Origin of the sequence: Streptococcus sp. FSL R7-0248, from assembly GCF_037967965.1 — a bacterium.
Taxonomy (GTDB): domain Bacteria; phylum Bacillota; class Bacilli; order Lactobacillales; family Streptococcaceae; genus Streptococcus.
Map to the genome: position 1 here is coordinate 1,739,703 of NZ_CP150201.1, position 19,479 is coordinate 1,759,181.

Annotated in this window: 15 protein-coding genes and 3 pseudogenes; 10 read left to right on the top strand and 8 right to left on the bottom strand. The window is 36.6% G+C overall.

Annotation, left to right across the window (positions count from 1 at the left end; translation table 11 throughout):
• Positions 1 to 155: 155 nt before the first annotated feature.
• The gene (locus NYE32_RS07855) at positions 156 to 665 is read right to left on the bottom strand and encodes a hypothetical protein (protein WP_156685362.1); all 510 of its coding nucleotides are present in this window, start codon (positions 663 to 665) and stop codon (positions 156 to 158) included.
• A gap of 179 nt (positions 666 to 844) precedes the next feature.
• Here NYE32_RS07855 and NYE32_RS07860 point away from each other — a divergent pair.
• The 7 genes and pseudogenes from NYE32_RS07860 to NYE32_RS07890 form a co-directional block, all read left to right on the top strand.
• Positions 845 to 1,823: pseudogene (locus NYE32_RS07860) on the top strand (IS1182 family transposase); the annotation flags it as partial.
• A gap of 1,064 nt (positions 1,824 to 2,887) precedes the next feature.
• On the top strand, positions 2,888 to 3,472 hold the full coding sequence (locus NYE32_RS07865) for a UDP-N-acetylglucosamine 2-epimerase (protein WP_339156982.1): 585 nt from the start codon (positions 2,888 to 2,890) through the stop codon (positions 3,470 to 3,472).
• Positions 3,469 to 3,702 (top strand): annotated as a pseudogene (locus NYE32_RS07870) (PfkB family carbohydrate kinase); the annotation flags it as partial. The gene NYE32_RS07865 and the pseudogene NYE32_RS07870, both read left to right, overlap by 4 nt.
• A gap of 21 nt (positions 3,703 to 3,723) precedes the next feature.
• Entirely contained in the window at positions 3,724 to 4,761 is a 1,038-nt protein-coding gene (locus NYE32_RS07875; RefSeq protein WP_014635176.1) for a GGDEF domain-containing protein, read from the top strand.
• Positions 4,762 to 4,863: 102 nt separating this feature from the next.
• The gene (locus NYE32_RS07880) at positions 4,864 to 5,928 is read left to right on the top strand and encodes a bifunctional glycosyltransferase family 2/GtrA family protein (protein WP_002891621.1); all 1,065 of its coding nucleotides are present in this window, start codon (positions 4,864 to 4,866) and stop codon (positions 5,926 to 5,928) included.
• Complete coding sequence (locus tag NYE32_RS07885) at positions 5,918 to 8,143, top strand: glycosyltransferase family 2 protein (RefSeq protein WP_037598397.1); 2,226 nt, start codon at positions 5,918 to 5,920, stop codon at positions 8,141 to 8,143. Before NYE32_RS07880 ends, NYE32_RS07885 begins: the two co-directional genes overlap by 11 nt.
• The gene (locus NYE32_RS07890; protein ID WP_110981273.1) at positions 8,140 to 10,080 is read left to right on the top strand and encodes a hypothetical protein; all 1,941 of its coding nucleotides are present in this window, start codon (positions 8,140 to 8,142) and stop codon (positions 10,078 to 10,080) included. Before NYE32_RS07885 ends, NYE32_RS07890 begins: the two co-directional genes overlap by 4 nt.
• A 112-nt stretch (positions 10,081 to 10,192) precedes the next feature.
• On the opposite strand, the pseudogene NYE32_RS07895 reads toward NYE32_RS07890, so the two are convergent.
• From NYE32_RS07895 to NYE32_RS07915, 5 genes and pseudogenes are all read right to left on the bottom strand, one after another.
• A pseudogene (locus NYE32_RS07895) lies at positions 10,193 to 10,387 on the bottom strand (hypothetical protein); the annotation flags it as partial.
• Positions 10,311 to 10,559 (bottom strand): hypothetical protein, encoded by a 249-nt coding sequence (locus tag NYE32_RS07900; protein ID WP_181419176.1) that lies wholly within the window; start codon positions 10,557 to 10,559, stop codon positions 10,311 to 10,313. The pseudogene NYE32_RS07895 and the gene NYE32_RS07900, both read right to left, overlap by 77 nt.
• A 19-nt stretch (positions 10,560 to 10,578) precedes the next feature.
• Positions 10,579 to 11,463: a hypothetical protein gene (locus NYE32_RS07905; protein WP_110981272.1), complete on the bottom strand. Its 885-nt coding sequence runs from the start codon at positions 11,461 to 11,463 to the stop codon at positions 10,579 to 10,581.
• Positions 11,464 to 11,817: 354 nt separating this feature from the next.
• Positions 11,818 to 12,327, bottom strand: a complete 510-nt coding sequence (locus tag NYE32_RS07910; protein ID WP_110981271.1) for a hypothetical protein — start codon at positions 12,325 to 12,327, stop codon at positions 11,818 to 11,820.
• 23 nt (positions 12,328 to 12,350) lie between these two features.
• The gene (locus tag NYE32_RS07915; protein WP_073689591.1) at positions 12,351 to 12,857 is read right to left on the bottom strand and encodes a hypothetical protein; all 507 of its coding nucleotides are present in this window, start codon (positions 12,855 to 12,857) and stop codon (positions 12,351 to 12,353) included.
• Between the two features lie 311 nt (positions 12,858 to 13,168).
• On the opposite strand from NYE32_RS07915, the gene NYE32_RS07920 reads away from it, so the two are divergent.
• Complete coding sequence (locus NYE32_RS07920) at positions 13,169 to 13,468, top strand: YbaB/EbfC family nucleoid-associated protein (protein WP_021143723.1); 300 nt, start codon at positions 13,169 to 13,171, stop codon at positions 13,466 to 13,468.
• Between the two features lie 118 nt (positions 13,469 to 13,586).
• Here the strand turns inward: NYE32_RS07920 and NYE32_RS07925 are convergent, their stop codons facing one another.
• Positions 13,587 to 14,204 (bottom strand): hypothetical protein, encoded by a 618-nt coding sequence (locus NYE32_RS07925; RefSeq protein ID WP_049546044.1) that lies wholly within the window; start codon positions 14,202 to 14,204, stop codon positions 13,587 to 13,589.
• Positions 14,205 to 15,308: 1,104 nt separating this feature from the next.
• Between NYE32_RS07925 and NYE32_RS07930 the strand changes: the two genes are divergently transcribed.
• Positions 15,309 to 16,010: an ABC transporter ATP-binding protein gene (locus tag NYE32_RS07930; protein WP_060972587.1), complete on the top strand. Its 702-nt coding sequence runs from the start codon at positions 15,309 to 15,311 to the stop codon at positions 16,008 to 16,010.
• Between the two features lie 14 nt (positions 16,011 to 16,024).
• Positions 16,025 to 18,667, top strand: coding sequence for an FtsX-like permease family protein (locus NYE32_RS07935; protein WP_060972586.1), 2,643 nt, complete (start codon positions 16,025 to 16,027; stop codon positions 18,665 to 18,667).
• Positions 18,668 to 18,719: 52 nt separating this feature from the next.
• Here the strand turns inward: NYE32_RS07935 and NYE32_RS07940 are convergent, their stop codons facing one another.
• Positions 18,720 to 19,448, bottom strand: a complete 729-nt coding sequence (locus NYE32_RS07940; protein ID WP_060972585.1) for a MerR family transcriptional regulator — start codon at positions 19,446 to 19,448, stop codon at positions 18,720 to 18,722.
• Positions 19,449 to 19,479: the final 31 nt, after the last annotated feature.

Consider the following 19,479-nt stretch of genomic DNA (forward strand, 5'->3'; position numbering starts at 1 on the left):
AAAAATGAGGTGTTTTCAAAGGTTAGCCGTCATGAATAGCCAGGAAATAGACCTATTATATCGAACCGCTCTCCCGACTATTTAACTCAACCTAAACTACTTTCAAATAGCAAAGGTAGGAGTCCCTACAAAACACTTCTATGCTATTTTATTCTCTAATTAAACCTACTTTGATATATTAAATTAAACAACCACTGAAGATTGAATAATGGTTTTGGCTGAGCATCAATCACAGGTTGAACAGTTTCTCTAATTTCTTTTTGGACTTTTCGTTGATTATATTTAATCTTGTGATAACGTTTGTCAAAAGCATGTTGGATAGAAAAATTACGATTAAGAAGATACATATCATCTGACTCCGAATGAAAAAATAGAGTATCACCTGTAAGATCTAATACAGACGTTTTAGTTCCTTTTTCTCTAGTTATAGCATACGACCCATCATCATCATAACTAATACCATCTATTTCCGGTGTATAGGCCCAACCCATATTCTCCATCAGCATAATGATGTCGGGCTCTGTTCCCTCCTTATGAGGAATATGCTGAGCATAATAAACAGAGTTAAATTTTAAATTAATAAAGGTAAATAGGCTCATTCCCATGACTGTAACCAGCCCTAAAAATAGTCCTACAAAAATCCCTAAAATATTGCTTATTTTCATTGTCATCTTCTCCTTCCTCTTCTACGACCAAACAATTTCTTGACTGGATTAACAACAAACCATTGTACACTATTTTTAACAAGTCTCATAATTTAAGGATTGGTGGCTTTGTAACTGATCTAACATTTTTATAAACAAGAAAAAATTAAGTCTTAACAAATTCCTCCAATACTTCTCCTCAGTACAAAAATGTTGTTGTTGATCAAAAAGCTAAATTCATGAGTGAACAACTGGATGTTGAGATTAATTTAGACAGGAAGAAACATGCAAAAAAGTTCTTAAAGCCCGCCAAAAAAGGCGAGGCTAAACCTAAGAAACAATCAACGACAGACCCAGATAGTGGTTGGTTTCACAAGGGAGAACACAAGGAAGTCTTCGCTTATAATGCTCAGGTAGCCTGTGATAAACATGGTTGGGCCTTGGCTTATACAGTTGAAGCAGGTAACATCCATGATAGTCAGGCCTTTCCTGCTCTTTTTGCCAAGATAGAACCCTTCTCACCTGAATTCATTATTGCGGATTCAGGCTATAAAACACCTAGTATTGCCAAGTTTCTTTTAGAAAAAGAGATTACGCCAGTATTCCCTTACACTAGGCCAAGAGGTAAGAGAGGCTTTCTACGTCCTAAAGACTTTGTCTATGACGAGCATTTTGACTGCTATCTTTGTCCAGAGAACCAGGTATTAACTTACCGTACAACAACACGTGAAGGTTATAGAGAATATAAAAGCAATCCCGAAATTTGTAAGACCTTTCCCTTGTTAGCGATTTGTACTGAAAGTCGCCAGCACCAAAAAGTTGTTGTGCGTCATATTTGGAAAGATGCCTTAGACATCTGTGAAGATATCCGTCATCAAAGTGGGATGAAGGAACGGTACCAACACCGGAAAGAAACGATAGAACGTTTATTCAGAACAGCTAAAGAATATCATAACTTGCGTTATACCAGAGAAAAAGGAAAGTCCAAAATGGAAGATAAGGTTGGGCTTACTTTGGCATGTCTAAATATCAAAAAATTGGTAAAAATGATGGTAGGGAAGACCTGTTATTTTATCCAAATACCTCAATATTATTGGATTATGGGAGAATTAAGTGTGAATATAAAAAAAGACAAACATCAAAAACGATGTTTGTCTTCATTCTGAATCAGAATTTTAATAGGAATTCTGATTTTTTTATGCAAATCCATTTAAAAGCCAAAGGGTGTTTAATTATTATTTATTAAAATATAGATAAATATCATTTGATTAGTATTTGTTAAGTAGGAGTGTTTAATTCAAACGACTTCATTATAATGGTTGTCACATACATTAAAATAATAAAAAAATTAAAAAAGTTTGAAAAATAAAAATAACATGTTATAATTATAGCGTCTATATGAATAGGGAATATTGGTAGTAGTAACTTGAAGCCAACTTGATTGTAATCTTTCAACTCTTTTAGGGAGAGTTTTATACGATTACGTGTTGGTGCTTGGTACTATATGATATGGTATTGGGATAGGGTTATCATACCGATATTTTGATTTGTAAGATAGGGGTAGAGCGTAAGTAAAGGGGACGCTCTTTAAAATGGGGAGAAGTTTTTATGAAATATATGTAAATTAGCAATACTGCTGGATTCAAAAACACTTTTATTAGCAAAGCGTTTTTTCTCCTGCAGTTTTTTTATTTATTAAATAGTGTATTTTTAAATTCGGGGGAGAAGACTAGAAAATCTCAAAACAATTGATATCCTTGGATGATATGACTTAGTTTTCTTGTCTTACTTCTTGAATTTTATACGTAATGATAGTCTTTTTATTGAGACCTTTTTCTTTATCTACTTTACATCATTTGCAAAACAAGACCAATAGCGAGGGCATTCCCTTTAATGCTTTTGGAGAAAGGATAACTCATTTTCCTTTTTATTGGGGATAATAAAGTGATAATGTAGAGTCTTATTTGTCAATATTATATTGATTTCGTATAGGTCATAGGGGGGATCTTATGGGAAAATAAATATTATGGTTGTCTTTGGGACAAGACCAGAGGCAATTAAGATGGCGCCGTTAATTCTTGAGTTGAAATAACATCAAGAAACCATTAATACTATTACAGTAGTCACAGCTCGACACCATCAAATTCTTGACCAGGTTTTGGAGACTTTTGAAATAGTTCCTGATTATGATTTGGATATCATAGGAAAAAAATCAATCACTTCAGGAAATTACTTCTAAAATTTTGGCTAATTTTGATCCAGTTGTTAAGAAAGAACAACCTGATTTGGTTTTAGTTCGTGGTGATACTACAACAACTTTTGCTGCTGGATTGGTTGCATTTTACAATAAAGTAAGTATTGGTCACGTTGAGGCTGGGCTTAGAACTTATGACAAATATTCACCATATCCAGAGGAAATGAATCGTCAGGTAACGGTTGTGACTAATTCTATCCACCATGCGGTTAAGCTGGTAGATCTTGGTGTTAGCACTAGGATTGTTGGAGGAAAGGTTAAACATTCAACGGATGCTTCTATTGGAAGTACTGCTCAAGAGCAAATCAGACAACTGAATTTTGATTGTGCGTTCATTGGTGCTAACGGCGTTGATGCTAATTATTTCACCACACCAGACATGGAAGAGGCAGTTATTAAACGGACGGTTATAGCTAATGCTCAAAAAGCCTATGTTCTAGCGGATGCCTCTAAACTTGGTCAGATTACCTATGCTAAGGTAGCCGAGGTCGAGAAAGTAACCATAATTACAAATGCTTCGGAAGAAGAGCTCCTAAAAGAATTAAAAGAGAAAACGAGGGTTATTGAAGTATGATTTATACTGTAACGCTGAATCCATCAATCGACTTCATTGTTCGTATTGACAAAGTAGAGATTGGTGAAGTTAACCGCATGGAGAGTGATGATAAATTCGCTGGCGGTAAGGGTATTAATGTCAGCCGTATTCTACAACGTTTAGGAATTGACAATACTGCTACGGGCTTCATCGATGGTTTTACAGGACGTTTTGTTACAGACAGTTTGGATGCTGAAGGTATTAAAACTACTTAGAATGGTGAGGCTGTAATGGTATTAGGAAAAGTAAGTGATTTTTTAATCAAGCATCAAAGATTGTTAACGTACTTAAGTATTTTTGCTGCGTTAATGTTATTAATGCGCTTAGTGTATGATGATGTTTTGATTGACCATGATAATCCCATCGTTTTAGCAATCTTTATAGGAATACTAGTTCTTTGGACCCTAGCATCTTACCTTAATCGAAGACAGCATATGCTATCCCACTTTATCTTACAGAGTTCGAAACTTATTAACGTCTATGCTGTAGACTTAGATTATCGTTTTATTGCGGTTAATAAGAATGATATTCGGCTCATGGAAGAAATCTTTTATTTCACTCCCAAAATTGGTGACTTTCCAATGAATTATCTTAATAGTGAAGATGCTGCGCGTTTAAAAGCAAATGTTGATCGTGCGAAAAAGGGTGAAACATTTATATTTATGGATACTATTAAGACAGGCGACAAAACGCTTTACTGGCAAAATATGTATTCTCCCATTTATAACAATCGCCAAAAAGTGATTGGTGTTTTTTGTTTTGTTCTTGATGTTACAGAGCAGAGACTTCATGAACTTGAAATACAGAGGATGGCATACGAAGATGTTTTAACACGGGTTCATAATCGACGATATATTGAGCTTGCTTTTGAGGAATGTCTGACACGTAAAGAAGAACAAATTACGGTTATTATATCTGATTTGGATAAATTCAAGGAAGCAAATGATACCTTTGGACATGCTACGGGAGATAAGATTCTAATTGAATTTGGTGATATTTTAACGAAGATAATGCCTGAAAGTGCTGTAATAGCAAGGTTAGGTGGAGATGAATTTGCGGTTTTACTCCCTGGAGTTTCTGAAAATCAAGCTGAATTTTTAATAAAACTTGTTCAAGCAGAAATGACTCTCAAAGATATGGGGATTACAGCATCTTTAGGTGCTTATACGGACTCTTATCAATCACATAAAAACTTCGTTGATTTTTTTGCAATAGCTGATAAGAAAATGTACGAAAATAAAAGTCAGAAAGGAAAATCAAATGTTTGACATTATTCTAGTCGATGACGGTAGTGGAGCTGATTTTGCACCGTTATTTGCAATAGCTGATAAGAAAATGTACGAAAATAAAAGTCAGAAAGGAGAACGTCGATGATGTTTCAAGATGTTGTTATTGTCATTCCTGCCTATGAACCTGATGACCGTTTGTTAGAACTTTTGAAAAATATTCGGGATAAGGAAAATCAAATGTTTGACATTATTCTAGTCGATGACGGTAGTGGAGCTGATTTTGCACCGTTATTTGCAATAGCGCAGAGTAACTATGCATGTCATTTACAAAGACATGCTGATAATAAAGGAAAAGGTCGTGCTTTAAAAACGGCTATTTCATATATTTTGGACAATTTTCCTAATGCCAAAGGAATTGTGACGATTGATTCTGATGGTCAACACACCTACGAAGACATGATGAAATGTTTGGCTGAATTTTTGCAACATCCTGATAGTTTGGTGCTGGGTGTTAGAACATTTGAAAAATCTGTTCCTTTACGTAGTAAATTTGGAAATTTATTGACAAGAGACGTCTTAGGGGCTATGACAGGTGTGCACGTTTCTGATACGCAAACGGGACTTCGTGTGATTCCTATGTCATGGTTGCCAAAACTCTTAACCGTGGAGGGTGAACGGTATGAATTTGAGATGAATATGTTACTTGAGGCAAAAGAGGACAATATTCTGATTTGTGAAGTTGGCATTGCAACGATTTATTTGGATGAAAATCAGTCGTCGCATTTTGATGCGATTCGTGACTCGATTAGAATTTACAAGGTTTTCTTCAAGTACATTTTTGCATCATTGTTTTCCTTCTTGGTTGATATTGTTGCTTTTACGATTTTAATTTCTTTGTTTAATGGATTGAGTTTTAGTGCGGTGACGTTAGCTTCGATTTTAGCGCGTGTGATATCATCTGTTGTTAATTTCACCTTGAATCATAAGGTGGTCTTTAAACGAGGTCAATCAAATAGTGCGATAAAATACTTCACTTTGGTGGTAGTACAGATTGTTTTGTCAAGTTTATTGGTAACAGTTCTAGGAAATGCCTTGACGACGCTGCCAATTTCATTGGTGAAGATTTTAGTTGACGGTACACTTTTCTTTGTCAGTTATTTTGTGCAAAAACATTTGATTTTTAGTGGAGGTGAGAATGAAGACTAGTAAGAGGATACTCTATTTCGTTGCATTTGTAACGACTGCCTTTTATTTAACTTGGCGTTTGGTGGCGACTATTCCGTGGCATGATTCATGGTTTGCGCTGATCTTTGGGATTTTATTGTGGGGAAGTGAGTTAGTTTCAGCCATTACAGGCTACATTCTCATTTGGAATAAGCAAAAGGACTTTGAGCTTGAAAAGCCTGAGATTGCTAAGGAGCGTTACCCAGATGTGGATGTTTTGATTGCAACGCATAATGAGGATCCAGAGTTGCTTTATAAGACGATTAATGCCTGTACTTTTATGGAATATCCTGATAAGTCTAAGGTGCATATCTACGTCTGTGATGATACCAATCGTCTAGAAGTTGCCAAATTGGCTGATGAGCTTGGTGTTGGTTATTTTGGTTTGGCGGATAATAAAGATGCCAAATCAGGAAACTACAATAATGCTTTACGTCAGACGTCATCACCTTTGGTGGCGACATTTGATGCGGATATGATTCCTTATCGTGAATTCCTGTTGGAAACTGTGCCTTATTTTGTTGAACAAGTTGAGGCTTATGAAAATGGTGACGATTATGATAAGTCAAAAGTTGGTTTGATTCAAACGCCACAAAGTTTTTACAATGCTGATATTTTCCAATTTAACTTGTTTTCAGAATCAACCTTACCAAACGAACAAGATTTCTTTTCCAAAGAAATTAATGTTTGCAATAATTCGCACGGTGCAGCGGTTTATACGGGGTCTAATACGCTTATTTTCCGCAAGGCGATTGAAGATGTTGGTGGTTTTCCGACAGATACCATTACGGAGGATTTCGAGCTAGGTGTTCGGATGAATGCGGCTGGTTATGTAAATTATTCGACGAAAAGTCCAATGGCTAGCGGGTTAACGCCAACAGATTTGAAGAGTGTCCTCAAACAGCGCGCGCGCTGGGGACGTGGCGTTATTCGCAGTAGCTACAATATGAATATCTTCTTTAATCCCAAATTGACAAAGGGGCAAAGAATTATTTATATTAATGGCTATCTTTATTGGTGGTCTTTCTTTAGACGGTTATTGTATATCTTGGCACCGATTTTATATACGGTTTTCCATGTGCGTGTGGTGGTGTCAAATATCTGGCTACTGTTCCTATTCTGGTTGCCAAGTTACGCATTGACACACTTGTCAATGCGAGAAGTCTCAAAACAATACCGAACACAGGTTTGGGGAGAAATTGTGGAAACGATTTTTGCTCCGTATTTGTTTATTCCCATGATGTTGGAGTCCTTTGGCATTAGCGATAAAAAATTTAAGGTGACACGTAAGGGAAATGATACGTCGTGGACGTTGTACCTTTATGCGCTTCCTTATCTTGTTTTATGGGGATTAGCCGTTTATGGTTTGGTGACTTTTAACTATGGAAAATTTGGTTCAGAGCTTTTTTATGGAAGTATTATCAGTTTTTGGTTGATTTATCATATCATCAATTTGACCTTTGCGATTTTCTGTGCGCTTGGTCGTCCGATTTATCGCTCAAGTGAGCGTTTTACTGTTGATGAAGCTATGGTTATTGAGGTTGATGATGATTCTTACCAAGTGAGAGTCTGTGATATTTCAGAAACGGGGATTTCATTCTATACGGATTTACCATTGTATTTGCCAAAAGAAAAAGAACTGACGCTTAATTTGCAATCACGTGATTACCATGCGAGGGTAAAAGGTCATGTTGTTCGTGTTTTTGCGATTGATAATGGTTGGCGCTACGGCGTTCAATTTTCAGAAATTCCTGAAGCTGATAAGCGCGAATTTTATCAGTACATTTATGACCGCATTAATCACAATCTTCCGAAGGAAAAAGACCCTTGGATGACAACATGGGATGATTTATTTGAGAACTTTAGTCAACGTTTCCAAAATAATGAACGTCCTGTTTCAGCCTATGACCAAGTAGCTTTTCCGAAAGTTCGTGTTAATGAAGAGGTTCAGGTTGCTGGAAAAAAATGCCAGCTTAGAAAGACAGATTATTATTACATGACATTTTCTGGAAAATTGACAAATCCTAAAAAAGAACCGAATGTCGCATTTACCTACAAAGATTTGCCAATTCAGTTGACTTTTGTGTCCTATGATATTGATAGAGACGAATCGCTTTATCGAGTTACCAATTTAGCGGATTTGGATAGCTTACCTGCTTTTAAAGCCTTAGCAAATGAATGGAGAGGGAGAGTATGATTAGTATTGCTAGATTACTGTTGTTCTTTGTGATTACCATGGGGTATAATGCCTTTTTCCGTAATACTGTGAAGATGAATCGCAGTCTAACATGGGTGTTTACATTTTCAGTCATTACATTGGTATTGTACCTTGGTAGTTTGTTAGGCTTTATGTTGCAAACCGTGTATGCCATTTCTGTTTTGGGCTGTCTTTTGAGTCTTTATTATCTTTGGGCGGTATGGAAAAAGAAATATCGCTTTAGGAGACTTGATTATATTGCGCTTGGAATGATGGCTTATTTGCTTTTGTTTGGAATAACGCTCTGGCATTCACCGCTTTTACATTATGATAATTTTACGCATTGGGCAACGATTGTAAAATTTTTCCATATCAATAATGCTTTGCCAACACAGCAGGATACGATTATTAGTTATTATACCTATCCTGTTGGAAGTTCACTTTTCATTTATTTTTTCACGACTATCGTAGGCTTTTCAGAAGGTAGTATGTTGGTCGGGCAATTCTTCTTGATTGCTTCCAGTCTTTATGCCATGTTTGCGGCACTTCGTGATGATCGACGTGTCTTAATGGTTAGCATGATTTTTGCTTCGTTTGCTGTTTTTAATACGTTCAACGTTGCTATTCGATTAAATAATTTGCTGGTTGATTTTCTGCTTCCGGCCTTGGCCTTGGCAGCCATAGCAGGTTGTTTTGTCTATCGTAATCGTTTCTGGCTTTTGTCGCTAAATACGGCGGTAATTCTTGGATTATTAAGTATCGTCAAAGTAAGTGGACTTTTCTTTGTCGCTCTCGTTTTAGTAGTTTATGTGGTTTGTATTGTGCGTTTACTTGTTCGTAAAAGAGCACGTTTAAAAGCACTAGTGCTGCTCATAATGACCTTGCTAGTCAGCTGTCTTCCTTTTGTTATTTGGCAAAAGCATGTGACGGATAATTTCCCAAATGCCTCAAGTGCCAAGCATGCGGTGTCCATGTCAGAACTTGATCAGGTATTGACTGGAAATCTGTCAGGCGACCCACAAAAAATTATCACTCTTTTTGTCAAATCGGTGTTTACGTTTGACAGTTTGGCAAGCAATGGAATTTTGATAATCAATCTGATTATGCTGATTGCCTTTATTGTGATTGGCATTCGTTTGAAATATAAGAAATTTGTCTTGTTGACTTGGGGATTTGTTGATATTTCGATTGTGACTTACTATATTGGCATTTTACTCATGTATCTGACAGCAATGCCGACTGATGAAGCGTTAGAATTAGCAGGATTTGAGCGCTATGCTTCGAGCATCGTTATCTTTGCTTTTGGTTGTTTGACCATGGCTTTAGCATGGGTAATGGACAAGTGTCTGTATGAAAAAATCATTAGTAAACGTAATGCTAGGTCTTACAAGAGCTTATTTAATAAACACTTGTACCAATACGCGAGCCTTGTTTTGACAGTTTATGCCATTGGAATGTTCTTGTCAGAAAATAATAGCATTGTTTACAATAACAATCAGGAAACAAACAAGGTCGTAAAAGAAATTCATCAGTTTACTGGAAGTCAGAGTAATTCGTCAACGGATAGAATTTTGGTTGTAACAGCAGATAAGGAGAATGTAGATAATTATTTTGTCCAATATGCTAGTCGTTATTATCTGTGGGATGTCAATGTTGATGCCAGAGAAAATTTTGTGTCGGTTGACCAAGAATTTTTAGATTTAATGGCATCATACAGCGACAGCGCAACAAGTTATTACCTCAGCAATGAAAATATCGATACTAGAGATGGTTCCAATTTAACAGACGATGACTTTATTGCACTCTTAAAAACGTATGACGAAGTCTTGATTTTAGATGACCATTATACGTTTAATGCCTTGACGAAAAAACTATTTGGTCGGACATATTCCCCAGGATTGTATAAAGTATCAGATATTCTTGCTGGAAAAGGGTAAGTTTTCTAGCTTTATCAAGCATAAGTCTTGATATTTCAAATAAAATATTCTATTACAACAAAAAATATGTAGAAGGAGGCGGAGTTTGTGACTTCGCCTCTTGTGGTGCTCAAAAGACTTTCTTGAACATTGGAGAGGAAGCTAAGATAAATCCGTTTGAATTATCTGCTCTAATCATCACACAAAGCGAGGTCCTTAAAGGATGCAATCCACGTTCCACACACTCAACACTAGTATAGAAAGATCTCATATCCACAAAAGCAATATTTTGCACTTGATGAAAAGTAATCTTTGTCAATAGATTCATCCAAAACAATAAACCGTTGTTGTTCTAATATCGATTTTGAATCTTCTTGAATCTTACCTCTTTGTAAAGCTATAAAAATAGCAGCAATATTGTTCCCTTGATTACCATCACGATGGCAAATACCTTTTAAGTGACAACCCAAGTATAGATACTTTTTTATACCAAATTTCATTCAGGTGTATTTTCTGTTTTTAGTTCATTTTATCTTCTTCAAAGTGACCAACACCGTCTTCAACAACAAATATACAAGTCACATCAATACTTTCCCCTTCTTCACTATAATAATTACCGCGTATTTCATAGATTCCATCAGAAAATGAGCCTTTGGGCAAAGATAAGAGTTTCGTTTTAAAATAATCAATATGCTCTCTCGAAAATGACTTGCTAGCGTTAGGATCAAGAGAAGCAAAAATACAATCCAAATGAAGACTCACTGCTTTACTCTTCATTAAATTTTTAGGTCTAATATTATAAAAGCCAGCCGCTTCAAAGTCTCCATTATCACGATTCCTGACTGCCTGTGAAAGAATAGTAGCGTAGATTTTTTCTCTAGATACTGGCTCAAACTTATAACTATAATCAAACGTCACTTGTCTGTCAAATAGTTTATTAATTTTATTGGCAACATCTTTTTTGATTTCATCTTCTTCTCGTTGAAAACCTGGTCTCATTTTATAAACATCTAACAAGAAGCTAAACTCGTTAAATTTGACAGTATCAAACAAGTCTTTTTCTTTGTCATTGAGCAATGCTTCGATCTTTGTAGATAACGGAGGATAAAAATCTGAAATATGCTCCCCATTATATTCTCGTATATCTGCTCTCAGATTCTCATCTAAAAAATATCCATCAGAAAATCTCTCAGTATAATTCACTTCAACAACAGTACCGTGAAATGCTTCAATTTCTTTATATGTTCTAATTACTTTTACATTACCTTTAAGACCAAGCGATTTAAATCCTTGTACGACATTATTACTCCACTGATGCCCTTTTCCACAAAAAGTCACTACTACAAAGAAAATTAAACTCACAATGGCAACTATTCCAATAATTGTATATCTTTTCGACTTCATGTCACTGTTGCCTCCCACTATATTAATTTATTTTTCAAGGTCCCCCATTCCATAACTCTTCTAAAATCATTATACTATATACAAACATTTTTCACTCATCCTCTTCAAATGAAAAATTAGATTACTTGAAACTGACTATCAAAAGTGAGATTTAAGTAAAACATCCTAGTCCCACATCCTTATAATTTTCAATTCTACTACTTTTTATTTCGGAAGAATTAGCACCTATCCTCTAACCGTAAAAAAACACTTTGCAAACTGCAAAGCGTTTTCGTTTATACTTTTAACTAGCGTAACTATATAGACTTCACAAGCATAATCAATCTTACAAAATGCTTCTATGCTTCTTATTCTCTAATTAAACCTACTTTGATAAATTAGATTAAACAACCATTGAAGATTGATGAAGGGTTTTGGTTGAACATCAATCACAGGTTGAACAGTTTCTCTAATTTCTTTTTGGACTTTTCGTTGACTATACTTAATCTTATGATAATGTTCATCAAAAGCATCTTGGAGAGAAAAATTACGATTAAACATATAACTTTCACCTGAGTCCGGGTAAAAGACTAGAGTACCATCTGAAAAACCTAATACAGACGATTCTGTTCCTTTTTCTCTAGTTATAGCATACATCCCGTCCTCATCATAGCTAATACCATCTAATTCCGGTGTATAAGCCCAACCCATATTCTCCATCAGCATAATGACGTCTGGTTCTGTCCCCTCCTTATGAGGGATGTGCTGAGCATAATAAACAGAGTTAAATTTTAAATTAATAAAGATAAATAGGCTCATTCCTAAGACTGTATACAGCCCTATAATTAGTCCTACAAAGAGCCCCAAAATATTTCTTTTTTGCATTCCTGTCTTCTCTTTCTTTTTCTCTAATTAAACCTACTTTGATAAATTAAATTAAACAACCACTGAAGATTGATAAAAGGTTTTGTTTGAACCTTCATAATTGGAGAAAAATCTTCCCTAATCTCTTGTTTAATTTTCGATTCATTAACTTGAATTCTTTTTGCTTCTTCTGAAAAATAACTGACGTGATCAAATCTAAACGTACTGTCAAAACCGATAGTCATATTATCCTTATCATATAAAAAGTTTCCTAAGGATTTTGTTAGAAAAGATTTGCTTTTAGTATTTATAATAGCATTTGTTCCATCATTGTCGTATCGAATACCATCAATCTCTGGTGTATAAATCCAGTCCATATTCTCTATCAACATAACGAGATCCGGCTCTGTCCCCTCCTTATGAGGGATATGCTGAGCATAATAAACAGAGTTAAATTTTAAATTAATAAAGATAAATAGGCTCATTCCCAAGATTGTATACAGCCCTATAATTAGTCCTACAAAGAGCCCTAAAATATTTCTTTTTTGCATTGTCATCTTCTCTTTCCTTTTCTACAACCAAACAATCTCTTGATCGGATTAACAACAAACCATTGTACACTATTTTTAACAAGTCTCATAATTTAAGGATTGGTAGCTTTGTAACTGATCTAACATTTTTATGAACAAGAAAAAATCAAGTCTTAACAAATTCCTCCAATACTTCTCCTCACTTTGTTAATCAAGCTAAACATGGTATAATAGTTAAGATTTTTATACTACTTATTTCTGGGCAGAAGTGGGCAGTAAAATTTAAGAAACAGGGGCTAAACCCTTGGTATGAAAGGAATCTAGAAAATATTATGATGAACATGCAAAACATGATGAAGCAAGCTCAAAAGCTTCAGAAACAAATGGAAAAAAGCCAAGCTGAGTTGGCTGCTACAACCTTCACTGGAAAATCAGCACAAGACTTGGTAGTTGCTGAATTAACTGGTGACAAAAAAGTAGTTAACATCACTTTCGCTGATGCTGTCGTAGATCCTGATGATGTGGAAACACTCCAAGATATGACTGTTCAAGCACTTAACAATGCTCTTGAACAAATTGACGAAGCGACTAAAAAATCAATGGGTGCCTTTGCAGGTAAATTGCCATTCTAAAAAACGAAAAGGAATCTCACGGTTCCTTTTTCTATATACTCATCTAGCAACTCAGTCATAACATACAAAAGACTTGGACAAGAAATCCAAGTCTTTTTGTGTTAGTCATATAAAAATTTTATTCTTCAACCAAAGCAAGACCTGACTGTGCGTCTTCTTCGTTTGCCAATTTATAGCGATTCTTTTGACCTAAGTAGATACTCGCTGAATCCAATGAACTTTCTAAAGTAGGGTAATTCACATCCTCATTCGCTGTTTGGGAAGGTACAGGTCCTGAGATTAATAGTTCATCATCATTCTTGACATAAATCTGATATTCTCCAACCTCGCTAGTTTGAGCTAAAATCTCATTCAACAAGTCTGGGTCAAGCGTTTGAGCTACTCCATCAACCACTTGATTAGAGTCTTGCTTATGCTCCGACGAATCCACTACCTCGGTGATAACGATGTAGTCAGGAGTTTCCTCATCTGTAGTCTTAGATTCTTCAGTTTCTGGCTGTTTTTGTCCAGGTGTTTCTTGCTTCTTCGTATTCTGAGCTTGCCCATCATGATTCTTCAAGTCCTCATCACTAACGGTTTGAACCTTAGTCATATTGGCATCTAAATCAAGTTTAGGAGTTTCTTTGACGTCAGCCGAGGCCCCACTGGTACCCATGAATAGAGCCAGAATCCCCAAAGTAGCAATCAAGCTGATTATTGCTTTGCCGATAAAACCATTATCTTTGTTCTTAATCATAAATCCCTCACTATTTATTTGGTTAGCTCTAACTGGCTAACAAGGCGTCCTATTTACTGCTGTAGGAGGTAAAAGGTTGGTTGAGCTGTTTGACCAACCCTTCACCCAGATAATAATCTTAGCATGCAACCCCCTTGATTTCAAGCGTTTCTTTAATTTTTAAGCATTTTAAACAAATGACAACTTCATGTCTTAAAATTGGTGCTAATCTATTATCAGATTAGCTTTTTTACGCTATGCAAATGGTAATTTCTTTAAGTAGTACTTAGGGAAATAATAGTTGTTTTTTAGACAGATTCTTCAGAAAGCACTTTTGCTGACTTATCTCCAAAAAAATTTTATCGGATAAGAAAATTTTGTCAAAACACTTTAAATGTAACTATAAAAAAGAATTCTTGAGACAGGAAGTCGAATTCTCAATATCCTAAAATAAGATTAGGAACTAGAATTCCTCTATTAGTCAAAAGAATGCCACAACAAAAGGATTGAAGGGTAACTTTATGGAACACCCCATAATAAATAACTAATCCTAAAGATGCACATCTCTCATTTAGATATATATTTTTAAGGTGTTTACAACTTCTTTAAAAATAACTAACACACAAAAAATCATTACGAAAAGCCCTCTATTTCCCCATAAATAACTTTCCCCATATAGAAAATGTATCCTCCAAATTCAAAAAAAATGTCCGTATTCTGGATACGTCATTGCTAGAAACTATGAAAAAACTCTTTATCTATCATCAACTTTGACGGAAAACTAGATTCCCTTTGGCACCCCTATGATGAAGTATTTACCGACCTAAACTCTCCGATAATTATGGAAATTGAAAAAAATAGTATATCCACTCCGTAAAAGACTAAAAATAACCTAACTTTATAACTATTTCACCAAATCTTCACCTTACTCAAAGCTCATTTGAAATAGTATTTTCTCATATGTAAGCGCTTCGTCCACATTTCTGTCACATGTAAGAAGAACTTCTCTACTTTTAAACCTTTTTTTCCCTCAAAACCTAGATATTCCAAGGAAAATCCGTTACAATAGAGTACGGAAAGATAGGTAATTATCAGCATCATTATTTTCGTATGAAAGGGAAATTCATGGCTTATATTCAAATGAAGCATAGCTATAAACGCTATAAAACCGGTGATCTGGAAATTATCGCAAACAACGACGTAAGCTTTGATATCGAAAAAGGGGAGCTTGTCGTTATTCTTGGTGCCTCTGGCGCTGGGAAATCAACCGTTCTTAACATCTTGGGTGGTATGGACACCAATGACGAAGGCCGCGTCATTATTGATGGTAAGCATATCTCTGAATACACAGCCAAAGAACTTACAACCTATCGTCGTGAGGACGTTGGCTTTGTGTTCCAATTTTACAACTTAGTTTCTAACCTTACGGCCAGGGAAAACGTCGAACTAGCATCTGAAATCGTTCCAAACGCTAAAGATGCTACTCAAACACTCGTCGAAGTCGGTTTGGGAGACCGCTTAGACAACTTCCCATCACAACTATCTGGTGGGGAGCAACAACGTGTCGCTATTGCACGCGCCGTTGCCAAAAATCCAAAGATTCTTCTTTGTGATGAACCAACAGGGGCTCTGGATTATCAAACAGGAAAACAAATCCTGACCCTCCTTCAAGAAATGGCTCGCAAACAGGGAACAACTGTTATTATCGTTACCCATAATGCTTCTCTAGCTCCAATTGCCGATCGTGTCATTCGAATGCACGATGCCAAGATTAAGAGTGTGGAACTTAATCCTAATCCACAAAAAATCGAGGACTTGGAATACTAGAAAGGAGCAACGTCATGAAAAAAACAACTTATTGGAAAGATGTTTGGCGAACCTTTGTAGCTTCTAAAGGGCGTATGCTCTCTATTGCCTTACTTATGGCACTGGGATCCTTTGCCTTGATTGGTCTTAAAGTAACTTCTCCTAATATGAAGAAAACTGGGGAACACTTCTTCAAGACGCATCAAACAGCTGACTTGAGCTTAATCAGTACTTACAGTATCAACCAAACCGATCAGGACCTTCTCAATACAATTAAAAAGAAAAATGTAGACATCGAGTATGGTTATTTCAAAGATGCTGTCGTCAAGGGAACGAATACGGCATTTCGTATCTTCTCTAAACCTAAGAAAATCTCCACTTACGACCTTATTGAGGGGAAACTTCCTACCAAGGACGGGGAAATCGCTCTTTCCTCAACTTATAAAGAAGAATATAGCGTTGGAGATAAGATTAACTTTTCTGAGCCAGTAGATAGCTCAGGGCAAAAACAGTTAAAGGAACAAACATATACCATTACTGGTTTTGTTAATTCCTCTGAACTTCTCTCTAGGAACCGTCTTGGTAATGCCAGCGCTGGTACGGGGAAACTAGATGGCTACGCCATTGTTCCAGAGACGAACTTCACCTCTAATGATTACATGATTGCCCGCATCCGCTACAAGGATTTGGAAAATGTTAGTCCTTTTAGTGAAGAATACGCAAATAAGATTTCTGAACGAAAGGCTGAACTTAAGAAACTCTTTAAAGATGAACCTGAGAAACGCCTAACTGAGATCAAGTCTCAGTCTCAAGCTCAAATTACTCAAGCTAAACAAGAACTTGAAACAGCCCTCGCACAGACCCAGCAAATGGCTACAAGCAACGCTGCTGAAGCTGCTAGTGTCAAAGAAGCTACTACCAAGATTGAAGCCAAGCAAAAAGAACTCGAAGAAAGTCAAGCAATGGTTGATAATTTACCAGCGCCCAGCTATCAATTCTACTCACGTCGAGAGATTCCGGGTTCCGAGGGATATGTTGCTTATGAAAGTAATATTAACATCATTCACGATGTGAGTAACATCTTCCCTGTCGCTCTCTACTTTATGGCAGCTTTGGTTACCTTTGTAACCATGGGACGCTTTGTTGAAGAAGAGCGTGGTAAGGCTGGTATTTTCAACGCCCTAGGCTACAGTAATTCGCGAATTATCCATAAATTCGTCATTTATGGTTTGATAACGAGTATTACTGGTACAACCGCAGGTGTTATTACCGGTCATACACTACTTCCGATTCTAATTCACAACACTTATAAGAGCGATTTGCAGCTTCCTGCTTTTGAATTGCACTTCTACTTAGGACTTACCCTTGTGGCCTTCCTTTTAGGTCTCTTATCTGCTGTGCTACCTGCCTTTGTGGTTGCCAAGAAAGAGCTCTGGGAAAAACCTTCCCAACTCCTCCTTCCAAAACCACCTCGAGCAGGAGCTAAGATTGTCCTAGAGCGCATCACACCGCTTTGGAAACGTCTCAGCTTTACGGAAAAAGTTACCATGCGTAATATTTTCCGCTATAAGCAACGGATGTTTATGACCCTCTTTGGTGTCGCAGGTTCTATTGCACTTCTCTTCGCAGGTTTAGGAATTCGATCTTCTGTATCTAACCTTAACCAGCAACAGTTTGAAGACATCATTCACTATGATATGATTGTTGCCAAGCAACCAAATGCGTCAAGTGCTCTGGATGAGGAACTCACTAAACTCCTCGATAGCAAAGACGTCAAAGAATACTTGAATGTCCATTTTGAAACCTTGCAAAAAATTGCCGGTACCAATAAGGACACCCAAGAAATCTCAACTCTTGTCTTCAACGACCGTGACGAAAAACTCATTGACAGTTACGTTAGCTTACACGACCGAGACCGCAATAAGACTCTAAAGCTATCTAATGACGGAGCAATTATCTCTGAAAAAATGGCAAAACTTCTAAACCTCAAGGTCGGAGATACCATTACTGTGCAAAACAGTCAGGATGAATCTGTCAAGATTAAGATAGCTGGTATCACTGAAATGTACATGGGGCATTTCCTCTTTATGAATGCTAGCTACTACCAAAAGGCTTTTGGGACACCTTCAGTGAACAACGCCAACCTTGTTACTCTCGCTGAACCAACTAAGCAAAATGTTGAAAATATGGCAGCCAAATTCATCAACTTGCCAAATGTTTACGGTGTTGTTCAAAACAACAATCTTAAACTGCAAATCAGCACTATGGTCAATTCATTGACACAGGTTATTGGTATTTTGATTACGGTTTCCATTCTCCTTGCTGTGGTTGTTCTCTATAACCTAACTAACATCAACGTTTCAGAACGTATCCACGAACTTTCAACCGTTAAGGTTCTTGGTTTCTACAATAATGAAGTATCCCTCTACATCTATCGTGAAACTATTTACCTGTCTATCATCGGTATCTTCGTAGGGTTTGGTCTTGGACAAGCACTCCACCAATATATGGTAAGCATCATTCCGCCAGATCGTATCATGTTTGATCCATCGATCGGATTGGCTACTTACCTTCTACCAGCTGTTCTTATCGGCTTCATTCTTATTATCCTTGGCTTCGTCGTTAACAAACGCCTTGCCAAACTAAATATGCTCGAAGCTCTAAGTTCAGTTGAATAAGCTAAAAACGCCTGAGAAGTAATTCTCAAGCGTTTTTTTATATTCGATAAATTTATTTCGTTTTAGTCTTAGCCAACTCCAAACAGTAGGTCTTAACATGACAATGAGGACAAGTCAGTTTTCGAGTCCTTGGTGTATGTCCGGCAAGAGCAAACTCTTTAAAACTTGGATCAAAGGTCCTATGACAATTAGGACAGAGGTATTCGAACTGCTTTCTATAGTGAAACACCACTAAATTTGTGGCTATGATAAATGCGGGGCAGACAACAAACAAACCTCTCGGATCCTTAAAATAATAAATAACTATCAGTAGACCTATCAGATAAAGAAGGGAGATTAGAACGACACTCCCATACATTCTCAACTGCAAATTTCGCCATGATTTTTGATTTTCCATAAGACGTGAAATGTCTGACAAATCTTCTAGTGAAAGTTGACGCCACTTAGCAGTTGCTTTTTGCAAGTGACGGGCACGTTTTAGTTTGACCTCTATTTCCTCTGAAGACTTTTCCAAGCTCTCGATTTGATCTGTCAACAAAAGCTCTAAAACCTGTTCCCTATTCTCCTCTTGCAAGAGTTTCTTGATTTGTTTGATTGAGAAGTCCAAATCTCTTAAGAAACAAATGACTTGCAGGCGTTCCAAGTCTGAGTCGTGATAGATTCTCCGACCACCTTCTGTGACTTCAGATGGCGTCAAAATACCACGTTGATTATAGTACTGGACAGTCCTAACAGACACTTCTGCTGCCTTAGCCAACTCTCCTGTTGAAAACTGCGACATCTCAGTCACCTCCTTTTAAGATTTTCTATCA

Coding starts and splice junctions, on each gene's coding strand:
- NYE32_RS07855 (WP_156685362.1), bottom strand. CDS start 665: ATGAAAATAAGCAATATTTTAGGGATTTTTGTAGGACTATTTTTAGGG.
- NYE32_RS07875 (WP_014635176.1), top strand. CDS start 3,724: ATGGTATTAGGAAAAGTAAGTGATTTTTTAATCAAGCATCAAAGATTG.
- NYE32_RS07880 (WP_002891621.1), top strand. CDS start 4,864: ATGATGTTTCAAGATGTTGTTATTGTCATTCCTGCCTATGAACCTGAT.
- NYE32_RS07885 (WP_037598397.1), top strand. CDS start 5,918: ATGAAGACTAGTAAGAGGATACTCTATTTCGTTGCATTTGTAACGACT.
- NYE32_RS07890 (WP_110981273.1), top strand. CDS start 8,140: ATGATTAGTATTGCTAGATTACTGTTGTTCTTTGTGATTACCATGGGG.
- NYE32_RS07900 (WP_181419176.1), bottom strand. CDS start 10,559: ATGAAATTTGGTATAAAAAAGTATCTATACTTGGGTTGTCACTTAAAA.
- NYE32_RS07905 (WP_110981272.1), bottom strand. CDS start 11,463: ATGAAGTCGAAAAGATATACAATTATTGGAATAGTTGCCATTGTGAGT.
- NYE32_RS07910 (WP_110981271.1), bottom strand. CDS start 12,327: ATGCAAAAAAGAAATATTTTGGGGCTCTTTGTAGGACTAATTATAGGG.
- NYE32_RS07915 (WP_073689591.1), bottom strand. CDS start 12,857: ATGCAAAAAAGAAATATTTTAGGGCTCTTTGTAGGACTAATTATAGGG.
- NYE32_RS07920 (WP_021143723.1), top strand. CDS start 13,169: ATGATGAACATGCAAAACATGATGAAGCAAGCTCAAAAGCTTCAGAAA.
- NYE32_RS07925 (WP_049546044.1), bottom strand. CDS start 14,204: ATGATTAAGAACAAAGATAATGGTTTTATCGGCAAAGCAATAATCAGC.
- NYE32_RS07930 (WP_060972587.1), top strand. CDS start 15,309: ATGGCTTATATTCAAATGAAGCATAGCTATAAACGCTATAAAACCGGT.
- NYE32_RS07935 (WP_060972586.1), top strand. CDS start 16,025: ATGAAAAAAACAACTTATTGGAAAGATGTTTGGCGAACCTTTGTAGCT.
- NYE32_RS07940 (WP_060972585.1), bottom strand. CDS start 19,448: ATGTCGCAGTTTTCAACAGGAGAGTTGGCTAAGGCAGCAGAAGTGTCT.